Raw genomic sequence first — 13,102 nt, forward strand, 5'->3', positions numbered from 1 at the left:
CGCCGAATGTTTAATGACGCCCCGGGGTCTCAATAGGTGATCTCGATCTCGATGCGCCGGTTCTTCTCGCGTCCCTCGGCGGTCTCGTTATCGGCGACGGGCGCGGATTCGCCCCGGCTGGTGGCCGTCAGCCGCTCGGGACCGATCAGCGCCGAGGCCGACAATTCGCGCACCACGGACGAGGCACGCGCGGCGGCGAGGCCCCAATTGTCGCGAAAGGCGCTCGACGGGCTGAGCGGCACGCTGTCGGTATGGCCCGTCACGACGATGTTGCTCGCGTCGCCCATCGCGGAGAAGGCGATGCGGGCCATCACGTCGCGCGCGTCCGGCGTGAGATCGGCATCGCCGGAGGGGAAAGCGCCGCCCGCGCCCACCGTGATGACGACACGGTCCTTCTTCTGCTCGATCGTCACGAGGCCTTGCGATATCTCGCGGCGTAGCGCCACGCGAAGCTGCGCTTCGGCCAGCGCAGCACTGCGCTCGGCCTTGCCCTCGGCGATCTCGGCCTCGCTGACCTCGGCCTGGGTCCGGACCGCCTCCGCGAGCTGCGGCAGCACCTCGGCGAGGCCCTCCATCATCACCTCGTCAGTGGACTGGCCCGTCGCCTCGCCCGCCTCGGCCAGCGCCTCGGCGGCATCGGTCAGCTTGGACGGCAGATCTTCGGCGGTAGGCGCATCGAAGGTCATCACCACCTGCCCGTCCCGCATCTCGGCATGCACGCGCCCTTCCTCGAGCGCGGCCTCCACGGCCTCGGCGAGGCTGGCCGCCTCCGCGGTCTCCTTCGCGCTCGCCTCGCCGTCCTCGCCGCTCTCGCCGTCGCCATCCTCCTCGGTGACGGGCTTTTGCACCTCCTCGGCCTCGATCTGCACCGTGTCCTGGATGAGCTGGTCCGTGACCGTGACCTCGGGCGCGGGGCTGAATTTCAGATCGAGGATCGTGGTGCCGGTCGGCTGCTCGGTCACGGGCAATTCGCGCTGCACGCCGAACGCGTTCTTGAGCGATCCGGCCACCATCTTGAATTTCGGCTGATTGAACTCGGCGAAAGAGAGGATGAGCACGAAGAAGGCCATCAGCAGCGTCGCGATGTCCGCGAATGTCGCCATCCACGCCGGCGCGCCGGGCGGCGGGCATTTCGGGCAATCGTCCTCCTGCGGCTCCTCGAAGGGAACGGGCAGCGGTATCGGCTTGCGGGACATCGGCGCGGCCTCAGGCGGCCATCAGCTTGGTCTGGAGCTTGGGCGGCATCACGGCCACCATCTGCTCCTGCACGTTGCGCCCGCTCTCGCCGCGCGCGATGTTGCGCAGCCCGGCGATGACCATCTCTCGGTAAAGCGCCTCATGCGCCGAATAGCCCTCGAGCTTGGCGAGGATCGGGCCGAAGAGAACGTTCGCGATGAAGGCGCCGTAAAGCGTGGTCAGCAGCGCGACCGCCATGGCCGGGCCGATCGCCTTCGGGTCGGCCATGTTGCCGAGCATCTGGACGAGGCCGATGAGCGTGCCGATCATGCCCATCGCGGGCGCGATGTCGATCCAGCCGCGCACCGCCTCATGCACCTCGCTGTGGCGGCGCTTCATCGCCTTGATCTCCTCGTTGAGCTGTTTGACCATCTTCTGCTCATCCGCGCCATCGACCAGCATCTGAAGCCCCTTCGAGAAGAAGCGGTCCGGCACCTCGACGCTTTCGAGGGCCATGAGCCCGCTCTTGCGCGCGAGATCCGACAGCTCGACCATCTTGCCGATCAGCTCCTCCTGGCTCGCGGGCTTCGGCATGAAGGCCTTGGCCATCGCGCCCCAGCTGCGCAGGAAGACGGGCATGGTGCATTTGTACATCACGGCGAAGAGCGTGCCGCCGAAGACGATCAGGATCGACGCGACGTCGATGAAAGGGCCGACGCCCCCCGCCGTGATCATCGCACCGATGATCATGCCCAATGCGCCGATCAGACCGATGAGTGATGCGATATCCATGCCGCCTGCCTTCCGAATTGCCCTGCCGCGGCCCTGCGGGCGCGCGTGCAAGACAGTGGAGCAAGATCCGCACCAAACCGGCGGGAGGGCGTGTGATTTAATTTTTGTATTATAAATCAGACATTTGTGTAGCGCCCGAAAAATTCTTCTAAACAAATCCGGGCGGAACCGTTGCCTTGATCAAGCGCCGGGAAGCGCTGCTATCCAGATCAGGAGATTTGAAAATGACCACGATCAACACGAATATCGGCGCCATCACCGCACAAGCGAACATGACCCGCGTGAACGAGGACATGAACGCCGCGATGGGCCGCCTTTCCTCGGGCCTGCGTATCAACGCCGCCAAGGACGACGCCGCCGGCATGGCCATCGCGGAAAAGATGACCTCGCAGATCATGGGCCTCAACCAGGCCGTCCGCAACGCCACCGACGGCAAGAACCTCGTGGACACCACCGAAGGCGCCCACGTCGAAGTCTCGAACATGCTCCAGCGTCTGCGCGAGCTGGCCGTCCAGTCGGCGAACGACACCAACACGGCGTCGAACCGTGGCAACCTCTCGGCGGAAGCGAAGCAGCTCATTACCGAAATCAACACCGTCGCCGAGAACACGACCTTCAACGGCATGAAGGTTTTGGACGGCACGTTCGTCAACAAGCAGTTCCAGATCGGTGCGGATGCCGGTCAGGTTCTGAAAATCGACGTGGACAGCGCCGCATCGACCGATATCGGTGTCAACACGCTGACCACGCAGGCCGCCACCTCCTTCTCTGCCGAAGTGCTGACCATCTCGGGTCACTCCGGCTCGAAAACCGTTTCGACCGGTGCCGACGACTCGGCCAAGACCATCGCCGCAGCGATCAACAACGCCTCTGCTGACACGGGCGTCGAAGCATCGGCCACGACCTCGGCAATCCTTCAGGGCCCCGTATCCGGTGGAAGCGCCGTTGCATCGACGGTCAGCTTCGAAATCAACGGCGTCTCGACGAACCAGGTGTCCATTCCCGCAGCCGGGACCGATCGCCTTGCAGGCCTTCGCGACTCGATCAACGCCATCGCCAACCAGACCGGCGTGACTGCCGAGATCAATCCGGCGGGTTCGCTCACCCTTACCGACGCCAACGGCGACGACATCAGCATCACGAACTTCTCCTCGTCGGCCGACGACAGCTCGATGGCGATCGAAAGCGGCGACGGCGCGGCCTCCGCAGTCCTGTCTTCCGATGCGGATGTCGCCGACAGCGTTGCCGCATCTTCGATCAAGGGCACCGTGACCATGAGCTCGACCGAAGCCTTCTCGGTGGCGACGAACATCGAAGACGTCGCGACGGCAAGCGCGGCCGTGGCTTCGGCTGTGACTGCGACGCCTCCGACTTCGGCGGGCGCGGTTGCCTTCAAGCTGAACGGTGAGGACATCGCCTACACAGGTGTCGGCACTCCCGCAACCGACCGCGACGCGCTGATCGCCGCGATCAACGCGAAAACGGCTGACACCGGCGTGACGGCGACGGCTTCGGGTAACGACGTGACGCTCACCGATGCGAATGGTGGCGACATCGCCATCACCGATTTCACTTCGGCTGGCGGCAACATGGCCCTTGCTGGGGGCACCGGCAGCTCGGCTACGGCGACCCTGGATGGCAGCACCCTTTCTGCCTACACGGCCAACGGCACACCTGCCGTGAACGTGTCGGAATCCATGCTCGACACAGCCGGCGGGACCAGCTTCGCCTCGAAGCTTCAGTCGGTCTCGGAAATCGATCTGACCAGCGCAATGGGCGCCGAGGCGGCGGTCGCGATCATCGACTTCGCCCTCCAGAAGATCTCGCAGTCGCGCTCCGATCTCGGTGCGGTCTCGAACCGTCTCGACAGCACGATCTCGAACCTGACCAACATCACGGTCAACGTCGAGGCTGCGCGCTCGGGGGTCATGGATGCGGACTTCGCGAAAGAATCGTCCGAGATGGCACGGGCCAAGATTCTCGCCCAGGCCAGCACCGCGATGCTCGCGCAGGCCAACAAGTCGACGGAAAACGTCCTCAGCCTGCTCCGCTAAGCGGAAATCCGCACGCGGGGGATCTCCCCCGCGTGTCGGGATCCCGACAGTATCGAAAGAACCCCGGCGGTATCGTCGGGGTTTTTTGTTGCGCGCCAGCCTGTTGGCCCCGCCCCGCGCCGCGTCGGAAACCGGACGCCCCGCGCCGTCAGATATGGAGTCTTCACCCATACGGCGCGCCGCCGCATCACTATAGGCGTCGCAAGGAGTTTTTTTACCGATGAACATGCAGTTTACCCAACGCACGGCCCAGAGCACCTCACTGGTGATGAGCGGGCACATGCAGCAGGCGATCGCGCTCTTGCAACTCTCGAACACCGATATCCAGAGCTATATCGAGAAAGAGGCCGAGGAGAACCCGTTCATCGACGTCGCCGCGCCCGCGCGCGCGCTGCCCTCCCTGCCGCAATCGGGCGGCGCCATCGAAGGCGACGATCCGGCGAGCCGCATGGCGGACCATCCGCTCTCTCTCTACGGCCATGTCGCGGCGCAATTCGACAGTCTCTTCGCCGATCCGCATCGCCGCGTGATCGCCGACCGTTTTCTCGAAGGGATCGACGCCAATGGCTGGCTGTGCGATCCGCTCGAGGACATCGCCGCCGATTGCGGCCTCGGCCTGCCCGAGGCCGAGGAGATGCTGAGGATCATCCAGACAGTCGAGCCTGCGGGTCTCTTCGCGCGCAGCCTCGCCGAATGCCTCGGCCTTCAGGCCGAGGAGCGGGGCATGATGACGCCGCTTTTTCGCGCGATCCTCGCCAATCTGCCGCGCCTCGCCGCCGCCGATCTGACCGGCCTCGCCCGCGTCTGCGGCTGCACGATGGACGAGCTGCGCGCCGCGCTGAAGGAGCTGCGCAGCCTCAACCCCAAGCCCGGCGCCGATTTCGACCTGGGCGAGCTGAACGAGCGCGAGCCCGATCTCATCGTGACGCGCGGCGCGTCGGGCTGGCAGGTGGAGCTCAACCGCTCGACCCTGCCCGCCGTGCAGGTGGACGAGGCGCGCGCCGCCGAAATCACCCGCGATCCCGCGACCCGCGATTACGTGGGCGAGCGCCTCGGCGTCGCGCGCTGGCTGCGCCGCGCGGTCGAGCACCGCAATCAGACGACGCTGGCCGTCGGCGCCGAGATCGTGCGCCGCCAATCCGCCTTTCTAGAGCATGGCCCGTCGCATATCGCGCCGATGACGCTCGCCGATGTCGCCGCCGCCGTGGGCGTGCATGAAAGCACCGTGAGCCGCGTGACCACGGGCATCCTGATCGTGACGCCGCAAGGCACGCTGGGGCTCAAGCGGTTCTTCAGCACCGCCCTGCCGGGCAAGGCGGGCGGCACCGAAGGCGGCGCGTCCGCCGCCGCCGTCCGCCACCGCATCCAGCGCCTCGTCGCCGCCGAGGATCCGGCCCGTCCGCTCAACGACGCCGATATCGCCAGCGCCATTTCCGAGGGCGGCCCGACCCTCGCGCGGCGCACCGTCGCCAAGTATCGCGACATGCTCAACATCCCCTCCTCCTTCCAGCGCAAGCGCCGCGCCCGTCTCGACGCGGTCTGAGCGCCTCAGGCGGGCGCGCGCGGCGGCGCGTGCACGAAGGGCATGTCCGGCGCCAGATCCGCGATCTGGCGGTGCAGCATCGCCTCGCTGCGCGCCGCGACGACGCCCCAGAGGCGATAGCCCCGCGCCACTCGGTCCGCCCGCACCAGCGCCGGCGCCGCGCGCCAGAAATAAATCGCGGCGATGATCTGAACGAGGCCGCCAAGCAGCCAGCCGAGCGGCAGGCAGAGGATCAGAAGCGCCGCCCAGATCGCGAGCGGCGCCCAGAGGCGCATGTGGATCATGTGCACGGGCGCGAGGAGCGGCAAAAGCCCCGGATCCTGCGGCTGCGCGTCGTATTGCCCGCCGGGCGCGACCATCACCTCCCAATTGCGCAAACCGCGCAGATCGCGCTCCGGTCCCGGCGCGGGCGCGGGCACCGTGCGCCAGCGGCCCAGCGCGGGCGTGTCGGCCCGCACGCACCAGCCACGCCCCGCACGGCGGAATTCGAGGATGCAGCGCCCGGTGGGCGCCGTACGGAAGGCCGCCGAGAGCGTGGTCGTGCGCCCGTCGCAGGCGCGCCCGTCGATCCGGGTGAGCAGATCGCCCTTGCGCAGCCCCAATGCGCGGCCCGCCGGATGCACAGAGGTGAGCGCAAGCACGCCTTGCGGAGGCGCGGGGGGTGCGCCAGCGGGTGTGGCTGCGGGCGCTGAGGTGGGATCGGTCTCGCTCATAAGCCGGGGCCTTTCGCGTCTTCAGGGAAACTTGAACGGGTTCGGCTCGGGCTTCGGCGCGGGTTTGCGCGCGGGGCGCACCGCCGCCGGGCGCGCGGCGGGCCTTGGCGTGGCGCGCGGCGCGGGCGCGGGACCGGCGGCGGCGGTCTCGGCCCGCTCGGCCAGCATCTTGGTCATCGCCAGTTGCAGATCCGACAGGCCGGCGGCGAAGGCGTCCCGGGTCTGTTGCGCCTCGCCCTGCGCGGTCTCGGCGATGCTGCGCAGAAGCTGCGGCGTCGCGCCGCCCGCCTCGGCGTCGCTAAGCTTGGCGATCCCCTCCTCGAGCGCGGCGGACAGCGCCGCCGACGCCTCGATCTGGGCGGTTTCGATCTCGGTCAGGCGCGCGTCGAGATCGCCGAGCGCATCGAGCTGCGCCTCGAGATCCTTGATCGAGCCGGCGAACATCGTCAGCGCCTCGAGCTGCGTGGCCGCAGTCGCGCGCATCTCGCCCAGCGTGCGCAGGTAGATCAGGCCGCCCACCCCGACCGAGAGCACCGCCCCGGCCAGAATTCCCAGCATGATCGGCCGCATCCTGGCGCCGAACCGGTCGAGCCGCTCGGCGGCGGCGGCCATGTCCGAAACCGCGCGCTGCGCATCCTCGGCGCTGTCATTGGCCGCCGTCGCCGCCTCGAGGGCGAGTTGGATGGAGGTTTCGAGATCGGTCTGGGGCGCGGTCATGGGGAATTTCCTGTCGCTGAGCGTTGTCAGTCAACGCGTTGCAGGTTCCGTGCCAGCCTTTTGCGCGGAAATTGCGCGGGGGCGCTAAAACATCCCGGCGACGGTCCGTTTGAGAAACTGACCCCGAACAGGCGCGCGAGAAAGGCAGACGCATGCAAGGATCAGTGCACATGACCGATCAGCGCCGCATGGCAGATGCCGTACGCAGCGCGCGGCACGGGCATCTGTGCCGCGCGGGCGCGCCCTTCGCGCGGCTCGATATCGGCCCGAGAGGGTACGAGATCGCCCATTCGCTCGGTCCGGACGGGCCGGACGGCACGCTCGCCTTCCGCGCCGAGGGGCATCAGGAATGGTGCGCGCTGGACCGGCGCATCGCCTGCGGCTGGACCGCGATCGCGGCGGATATCCTCCTGCTCGATCCCGATGTGCTCTTTGACTTTCTTCAGACGCATGCGCTGCGCCGGAAGACGGAAGACGGCAGCGCGATGGAGCTCGACTTCGACACGCTCGGCGTCGCGTGGAGCGCGCGGCTCCTTCAGGACCGCGACGGCGAGGTCTCCGTCGCCGGCGGTCCGTGGCATCACGCCCGGCTGGGCCTGCGCGCCCCTGCGGAAGGCCGCGCGCGCGCCATCATGCTTCTGCTCGCCGCCGTTCCCGACGCGCGCTCGATGTTCGAGCCGCATGTCGGCGAATGGGCCTATAGAATCGCCCAGGGGGTGCGCGTGACGCCCATCCTGTGACGGGGCATGCCGCTTCCTTTCAAAAGACGCGGCAAAATTGAAACAATTGGCAAGAATTTTCCCGTGTGGCGGTGTGTCACAGCGCCTATCTCTATCTTAGGATAGCCGGATATCGTTAGACACGGCCGGAAATGCCCGAACTCTGCTATGGAACCGATAGCCCATCCATGTATTGGGGTGGCTATCCATTTCATGAGCAAAATAACAGACGAGTATCTACATGAACCGCAGATCCCTCCTTTCCTGCGCCGCTGCCGCGCTCTTGTCGTTCGCTCCCATGGCTCATGCCGAGGATGGCGTCATCCTGACCATCAATGACGGCTATACCGGCACGACCACGACCTTCACCGAGGAAGAGCTCGCCGCGCTGCCGCAGCAATCCTTCGAGACGACGACCGTCTGGACCGAGGGCGAGACGAGCTTCTCCGGCCCCTCGCTGAGTGACGTACTCGACGCGGCGGGTGTCGCGGAGGCCGCGAGCGGCCTGCGCGTCTACGCGATCAACGACTACAACGTCCTCTTCCCCGCCGAGAACATCGAAGAGGACGCCCCGATCCTCGCCCGCCGGATCAATGGCGAGCCCTTCTCCGTGCGTGACAAGGGTCCGCTCTGGCTGATCTTTCCGTTCGATCTCGACACCCGGTATCAGAGCGAGGACATCTTCGCCCTCAGTGTCTGGCAGCTCACGCAGATCGACGTTCTGACAGACTGAGGATGCGGCGCGCCTCTCCCTCCGGCGCGCGGCTGGGCAAGGTGGTCAACGCTGCCAAGCGTCGGTCGGCCCAGGCGTTGCTTTTCCTGATGCTGGTCGCCAGCGTCGGGCTGCTTCTGAGCGCGAAGGGCTTTCAGACGCGGCTCGACGACATCCGCGCGGCGAGCACCGACAACCAGAGCTGGGTCGTCGCCCAGCTCGAGGTCGATCACCAGAACCTCGTGCTGCAACTCGACGCGGCGGCGCTTGCCGCAGCCGACAGCGCGGCCGGCCCCGGCGGCGATGTCGGGCGCGGCAGCGATGCCGGGATCGACGCGGCGGACCTGCGCGAGATCAAGCGCGCCTTCGACGTCTTCTATAGCCGCGTGGATGTCTTCGCCTCCACGATGCACCGCCTGCCCCTGACGGACGAGACCGCCTCCAAGGTCTCGCGCCTCGTGGCCACGCGCGACGCGCTTGCGCAGATGATCGACGCGATCCCGGCGCCCGACGCGCCCGCGATCCTCGAATTCCGCCGCGCAGTGCTCGATGCGGCGACGATGGTGCGCAGCATGGCCGTGATCGGGCTTCAGCAGATCACCCAAGCCACCGCCGCCGCCCGCGAGGAGGAAGCGGCCCTCTTCGTGCGGTTCTTCGTCCAATCGCTGGTTCTCTTTCTGCTGGTCGCGCTCGGCACCTTCCTCGTGGTGCGCATCTGGCGCGAACTCGAGCAACGCTCGCGCGAGACGGAGCGCGTGGCGCAGATGCTCTCGACCGCGTTCGACTCCACGCTGAACGCCGTGATCGTCAGCGATACCGCCTCGCGCGTGCTTTACTCCAACGAGATGGCGCAGCGCATGTTTGGCTATGCGGGCGAGGATATCCTCGGCATGGATGCGCGCCGCGTCCTGCCCGGCGGGCCGGGCGAGGACGAGGGCCCGATGGACCTGATCGGCAAGGGACCCACGGTGACGACCTGCCGCAAGGCGGACGGGCAGGACATTCCCGTCGAGGTGTCGATGGCGCAGGACCAGGACATCAACGGCCAGCCCATCGTGATCGCCTTCATCCGCGACATCTCGGATCAGGTCGAGGCCGAGCGCAACCTGCGCGACGCCCTCAAGCAGGCCGAGCAGGCGGCGCAAGCCAAGAGCATGTTCCTCGCCACGATGAGCCACGAGATGCGCACGCCGCTGCATGGCCTGATGGCATCGCTCGGCCTCATCGAATCGTCGGATCTCAGCCCCGAGAACCGCGATCTGCTCAAGACCGCGCGCGATTGCAGCGCCCGTGCGCTGGTGCAGGTCGACGACGTGCTCGAGCTGACGCGCCTCGGCGAGGGGCGCGAGACGCCCGAATTCTTTGACCCCGCCCGCATCGCCGCCGATATCGTGGACGAGCTGCGCCCGCTCGCCGCCAATTCCAGCAACCGCATCGAGATGGTCGCCGAAGGTCCGCTCGACGATTTCCGCCTCGAGGGCCTGCCCATCGCCTTCGCCCGCGCGCTCTACAATCTGGCGGGCAACGCGGTGAAGTTCACGCAAAACGGCATCATCACCCTGCGGCTGACGCTCGATGCGGCGCGTCCCGGGGATCTGTCGCTCAAGGTCGCGGTCGAGGATACCGGCATCGGAATCGCACCCGAGGATCAGGCCCGGATCTTCGAGAATTTCGAAACCGCCGATCGCAGCGAGATCAATTCCAAGATGGGCTCCGGCCTCGGTCTGCCCATCGCGCGGCTCGCGGTCGAGCGTCAGGGAGGCGCGCTGACGCTCGACAGCACGCTCGGCCGGGGCAGCACCTTCTCCTTCATCATCCCCGTCAAGGCACAGGAGCGCCCGGCGCGCCGGCTTGACACTGCGCCGCAGGGCGAGCTCGACGACGCGCCGCTCGGGCCGAAGACGGTGCTGGTCGTGGACGACAACGAGGTGAACCTGACCCTGATGACGGAAATGGTGCGCCGGATGGGCCATCAGCCGCATATGGCGATGGATGGCCAGGAGGCGCTCGACAAGGCCCGGATCACCCAATACGACTACATCCTGATGGATTTCTCCATGCCCGTCATGGACGGTCCGACCTCGGCCCGCGAGATCCGCGCGTCGAACGGCCCCTCCGCCGGGGCGGTCATCATCGGCGTCACCGCCCTCATCGAAGCGAGTGGCGGACATGGCCGGGGCGGCGTCATGGACGAGGTTCTCATCAAGCCGGTCAGCCAGCAACAACTGGAACGCGCCATGAAAACCACCCGCCACCACCGCACCACGGCCTCCGATCCGCTCGATACGGCGGACGTGGACCGGATCGCGCTCGAAGAGGCGCGCCAGGGCCTTGCCGACCTCGCCGAGATGGTGGGACGCGACACCGCCCTTCGCCTTCTGCGTGCGACGATCCTCGACGCGGACACAGCGGTCGCCGCGATGTCGGCGCATGACATGCCGCTCGCCGAAAAGGGGCAGGTCATTCACAAGGCGGTCGGCTCGACCGGGCTTCTGAATTTCGGCGCGCTGTCCGAGACGCTCTCGGATGCGGAGGCCATGACACTCGCCAAGCGCGATCCCGCCGGTTCGGTCCTGCCCGCGCAGGCGCGGCGCCTCATCGACGAGATCCGCCGTGCCTACATGCCCGTCATCCTCGCCGCCGAGGCGGAGGACGCGGGCGAGGAAACCGCGCCCAGCGCCGCCCGCTCCGGTGCCTGAGACGAGGCACCATCGGCATGTGCAAGAAACGAAATGGCCGCCCCCGAGGGGCGGCCTTTTTCGCTGACAGGAACGGCAGGGAGATCAGGCGGCGCCGGCGTCGAGACCCAGCTTCTGCATGCGGCCGATCAGCGTCGTACGCTTGAGCCGCAGCATCCGCGCGGCCTGCGTCACGCGCCCCTCGCTCAGCTCGAGCGCGGTCAGGATCAGCCGCTCCTCCACACGCTGAAGCATGCCGCGCAGATCGACCGAGCCGGTCTCCGTCATCATCTGCTTGACGTCCGGCCCGCCCTCGGAAAGCTCCGCCGTGACCGCACCGAGCGTCGGCGAAGGGTCGGGCTTGCGCAATCCGAGCGTCGGAATGAGCGCGCCGCGCACATCCTCGGCCGTGATCGTGCGCCCGCGAAAGAGCACCTGCGCGCGGTCGTGAAAATTGCGCAGCTCGCGCACATTGCCGGGCCAGTCATGCGCGCCGAGCAGCGCCAGGGCGTCGGGCGCGAGTTGCAGGGGCTGCGCGCCGCGCCCCGCGCGCTCCATCGCGCGCAGGATCATCGGAATATCCTCGGGATGCTCGCGCAGCGCGGGCACGGCGAGGCCGAACACCTCGATTCGGTAAAGAAGATCGCGGCGGAACCGCCCCGCATCCGCATCGGCGTGCAGATCGCGGTGGGTCGCGCTCACGAGGCGAAAATCGACCGGGATGGGCGTGCCGCCACCGACGCGCTGAATCGTCTGCGTCTCGAGCGCGCGGAGCAGCTTGACCTGCACATGGGGCGGCGTCTCGCCGATCTCGTCGAGAAAGAGCGTGCCGCCCTCGGCCTGTTCGATCAGTCCGATCCGCCGCGCCTGCGCGCCTGTGAAGGCGCCCTTCTCATGGCCGAAGAGCTCGGATTCTAGCAGATCGTCGGGGATGGCGCCGCAATTGACCGGCACGAGCGGCCCGCTGCGCTCGGACATGAGGTGCAGCGCATTGGCCACGACCTCCTTGCCCGCGCCTGTCGGACCGGTGACGAGGACCGGAACGTCGCTCGGCGCGATCACCGCGATGGACCGCTTGAGCGCCTGCATCACCGGCGTGTCGCCATAGAGCAGTGCGTCGAGCTTGAGATTGATGGGAAACTGTACGGATTGCCCTGCGGCGGACCAGAAACTCGTCATGAAAAAGCGGGCTCACACTAAATACGGTAGTACTCCTTGTTGGTTAACCGCTCGTACACGAATTCGTGAGGGCGCAAATGGGCATGCCCTGTTCTCTAAAGATACCGCCGTTCAAGGCATGCGGGGCAACGCCCCTTCGGGCAAGGCCGCGGGCGTCCAGTAGCTCTGGCTCGCGGGCGCGCTCGAGGCGAGTTCGATCAGCGCCGCGCCCTTGAAAAAGCGCCTGTCGGGCGCGGGGCCGGACGTCGCGGCCGGCGCGCTCGCTGCCGCTCCGAACGGCATCGAGGATTGCGGTGCGCGCGGCCCCAGCCGCGCCATCACGCGCTGCACCCGGCCCAGATATGCGGTCCCGCGGCCTGCGTCGCGCGAGTGGTAATAGCGCGTCGCCATGTCCCAATCGCCTGTCTCCCGCCGCAGCTCGCTCAGGTAGCGCGCGGCGTAATCGGTATTTTGCGCGGGGTCGATCATCTGCGCGAGATCGGCGAAATTCTCGCCATGCCAGCGGTAGTTGAGCTGCATGCAGCCCACGTCGAAATGCCGCTCGCCCGCCGCGACGAGCGCGCCGAGATGGGCGAGCGCCGCCTCGCGGCTCTCGTAGTAATATCCCTTGCCGCGCACGTTCGATGTCCATGGCCAGGCTATCGCCTGCCCGCCCACGCTGCGCCCCGACTCGGTGCGCGCTATGGCCCGCAGAAGACCGCCCGGCAGCCCGTGCCGCGTCGCCGCCTCGGCCGCGAGAGCCTCGCAGCCGGGCGCGGCGATGGCGGGGGTGCCAAAGCTCAGAACACAGGCGACGATGACGAATAGATGCCTCATGCC

At 67.4% G+C, this 13,102-nt stretch carries 11 protein-coding genes; 5 read left to right on the forward strand and 6 right to left on the reverse strand.

Annotation, left to right across the window (positions count from 1 at the left end):
- Positions 1 to 29: 29 nt before the first annotated feature.
- Together ACGRVM_RS05450 and ACGRVM_RS05455 are read right to left on the reverse strand one after the other, a co-directional pair.
- A complete protein-coding gene (locus ACGRVM_RS05450) occupies positions 30 to 1,196 on the reverse strand; it encodes a flagellar motor protein MotB (protein ID WP_377167895.1) in 1,167 nt (388 codons plus the stop codon).
- Between the two features lie 10 nt (positions 1,197 to 1,206).
- Positions 1,207 to 1,968, reverse strand: a complete 762-nt coding sequence (locus ACGRVM_RS05455; RefSeq protein WP_377167893.1) for a motility protein A — start codon at positions 1,966 to 1,968, stop codon at positions 1,207 to 1,209.
- 224 nt (positions 1,969 to 2,192) lie between these two features.
- On the opposite strand from ACGRVM_RS05455, the gene ACGRVM_RS05460 reads away from it, so the two are divergent.
- Both ACGRVM_RS05460 and rpoN read left to right on the forward strand, forming a co-directional pair.
- Positions 2,193 to 4,022 carry a flagellin N-terminal helical domain-containing protein gene (locus ACGRVM_RS05460; protein WP_377167891.1) on the forward strand — a complete coding sequence of 610 codons (1,830 nt, stop codon included), beginning with the start codon at positions 2,193 to 2,195 and terminating at the stop codon, positions 4,020 to 4,022.
- 226 nt (positions 4,023 to 4,248) lie between these two features.
- A complete protein-coding gene (gene rpoN / locus ACGRVM_RS05465; protein ID WP_377167889.1) occupies positions 4,249 to 5,565 on the forward strand; it encodes an RNA polymerase factor sigma-54 in 1,317 nt (438 codons plus the stop codon).
- 5 nt (positions 5,566 to 5,570) lie between these two features.
- Here the strand turns inward: rpoN and ACGRVM_RS05470 are convergent, their stop codons facing one another.
- Both ACGRVM_RS05470 and ACGRVM_RS05475 read right to left on the reverse strand, forming a co-directional pair.
- Complete coding sequence (locus tag ACGRVM_RS05470) at positions 5,571 to 6,278, reverse strand: hypothetical protein (RefSeq protein WP_377167887.1); 708 nt, start codon at positions 6,276 to 6,278, stop codon at positions 5,571 to 5,573.
- A 21-nt stretch (positions 6,279 to 6,299) separates the two neighbouring features.
- Positions 6,300 to 6,995, reverse strand: a complete 696-nt coding sequence (locus tag ACGRVM_RS05475; RefSeq protein WP_394624023.1) for a hypothetical protein — start codon at positions 6,993 to 6,995, stop codon at positions 6,300 to 6,302.
- A gap of 170 nt (positions 6,996 to 7,165) precedes the next feature.
- On the opposite strand from ACGRVM_RS05475, the gene ACGRVM_RS05480 reads away from it, so the two are divergent.
- The 3 genes from ACGRVM_RS05480 (at position 7,166) to ACGRVM_RS05490 (ending at position 11,125) form a co-directional block, all read left to right on the forward strand.
- Positions 7,166 to 7,735: a hypothetical protein gene (locus ACGRVM_RS05480; RefSeq protein WP_377167882.1), complete on the forward strand. Its 570-nt coding sequence runs from the start codon at positions 7,166 to 7,168 to the stop codon at positions 7,733 to 7,735.
- A gap of 220 nt (positions 7,736 to 7,955) precedes the next feature.
- Positions 7,956 to 8,447, forward strand: a complete 492-nt coding sequence (locus tag ACGRVM_RS05485) for a molybdopterin-dependent oxidoreductase (protein ID WP_377167879.1) — start codon at positions 7,956 to 7,958, stop codon at positions 8,445 to 8,447.
- A 2-nt stretch (positions 8,448 to 8,449) separates the two neighbouring features.
- On the forward strand, positions 8,450 to 11,125 hold the full coding sequence (locus ACGRVM_RS05490; protein ID WP_377167876.1) for a hybrid sensor histidine kinase/response regulator: 2,676 nt from the start codon (positions 8,450 to 8,452) through the stop codon (positions 11,123 to 11,125).
- Between the two features lie 84 nt (positions 11,126 to 11,209).
- Here ACGRVM_RS05490 and ACGRVM_RS05495 read toward each other — a convergent pair whose 3' ends face one another.
- Together ACGRVM_RS05495 and ACGRVM_RS05500 are read right to left on the reverse strand one after the other, a co-directional pair.
- Positions 11,210 to 12,283, reverse strand: coding sequence for a sigma-54 interaction domain-containing protein (locus ACGRVM_RS05495; protein WP_377167873.1), 1,074 nt, complete (start codon positions 12,281 to 12,283; stop codon positions 11,210 to 11,212).
- 111 nt (positions 12,284 to 12,394) lie between these two features.
- Positions 12,395 to 13,099 (reverse strand): transglycosylase SLT domain-containing protein, encoded by a 705-nt coding sequence (locus ACGRVM_RS05500; RefSeq protein WP_377167870.1) that lies wholly within the window; start codon positions 13,097 to 13,099, stop codon positions 12,395 to 12,397.
- Positions 13,100 to 13,102: the final 3 nt, after the last annotated feature.

The organism is Roseovarius aquimarinus (assembly GCF_043661195.1).
Lineage (GTDB): Bacteria > Pseudomonadota > Alphaproteobacteria > Rhodobacterales > Rhodobacteraceae > Roseovarius > Roseovarius aquimarinus.

What these genes read in the sequence shown, in the direction of transcription:
- ACGRVM_RS05450 (WP_377167895.1), bottom strand. Translation starts at nt 1,196, where the DNA reads ATGTCCCGCAAGCCGATACCGCTGCCCGTTCCCTTCGAGGAGCCGCAG.
- ACGRVM_RS05455 (WP_377167893.1), bottom strand. Translation starts at nt 1,968, where the DNA reads ATGGATATCGCATCACTCATCGGTCTGATCGGCGCATTGGGCATGATC.
- ACGRVM_RS05460 (WP_377167891.1), top strand. Translation starts at nt 2,193, where the DNA reads ATGACCACGATCAACACGAATATCGGCGCCATCACCGCACAAGCGAAC.
- rpoN (WP_377167889.1), top strand. Translation starts at nt 4,249, where the DNA reads ATGCAGTTTACCCAACGCACGGCCCAGAGCACCTCACTGGTGATGAGC.
- ACGRVM_RS05470 (WP_377167887.1), bottom strand. Translation starts at nt 6,278, where the DNA reads ATGAGCGAGACCGATCCCACCTCAGCGCCCGCAGCCACACCCGCTGGC.
- ACGRVM_RS05475 (WP_394624023.1), bottom strand. Translation starts at nt 6,995, where the DNA reads ATGACCGCGCCCCAGACCGATCTCGAAACCTCCATCCAACTCGCCCTC.
- ACGRVM_RS05480 (WP_377167882.1), top strand. Translation starts at nt 7,166, where the DNA reads ATGACCGATCAGCGCCGCATGGCAGATGCCGTACGCAGCGCGCGGCAC.
- ACGRVM_RS05485 (WP_377167879.1), top strand. Translation starts at nt 7,956, where the DNA reads ATGAACCGCAGATCCCTCCTTTCCTGCGCCGCTGCCGCGCTCTTGTCG.
- ACGRVM_RS05490 (WP_377167876.1), top strand. Translation starts at nt 8,450, where the DNA reads ATGCGGCGCGCCTCTCCCTCCGGCGCGCGGCTGGGCAAGGTGGTCAAC.
- ACGRVM_RS05495 (WP_377167873.1), bottom strand. Translation starts at nt 12,283, where the DNA reads ATGACGAGTTTCTGGTCCGCCGCAGGGCAATCCGTACAGTTTCCCATC.
- ACGRVM_RS05500 (WP_377167870.1), bottom strand. Translation starts at nt 13,099, where the DNA reads ATGAGGCATCTATTCGTCATCGTCGCCTGTGTTCTGAGCTTTGGCACC.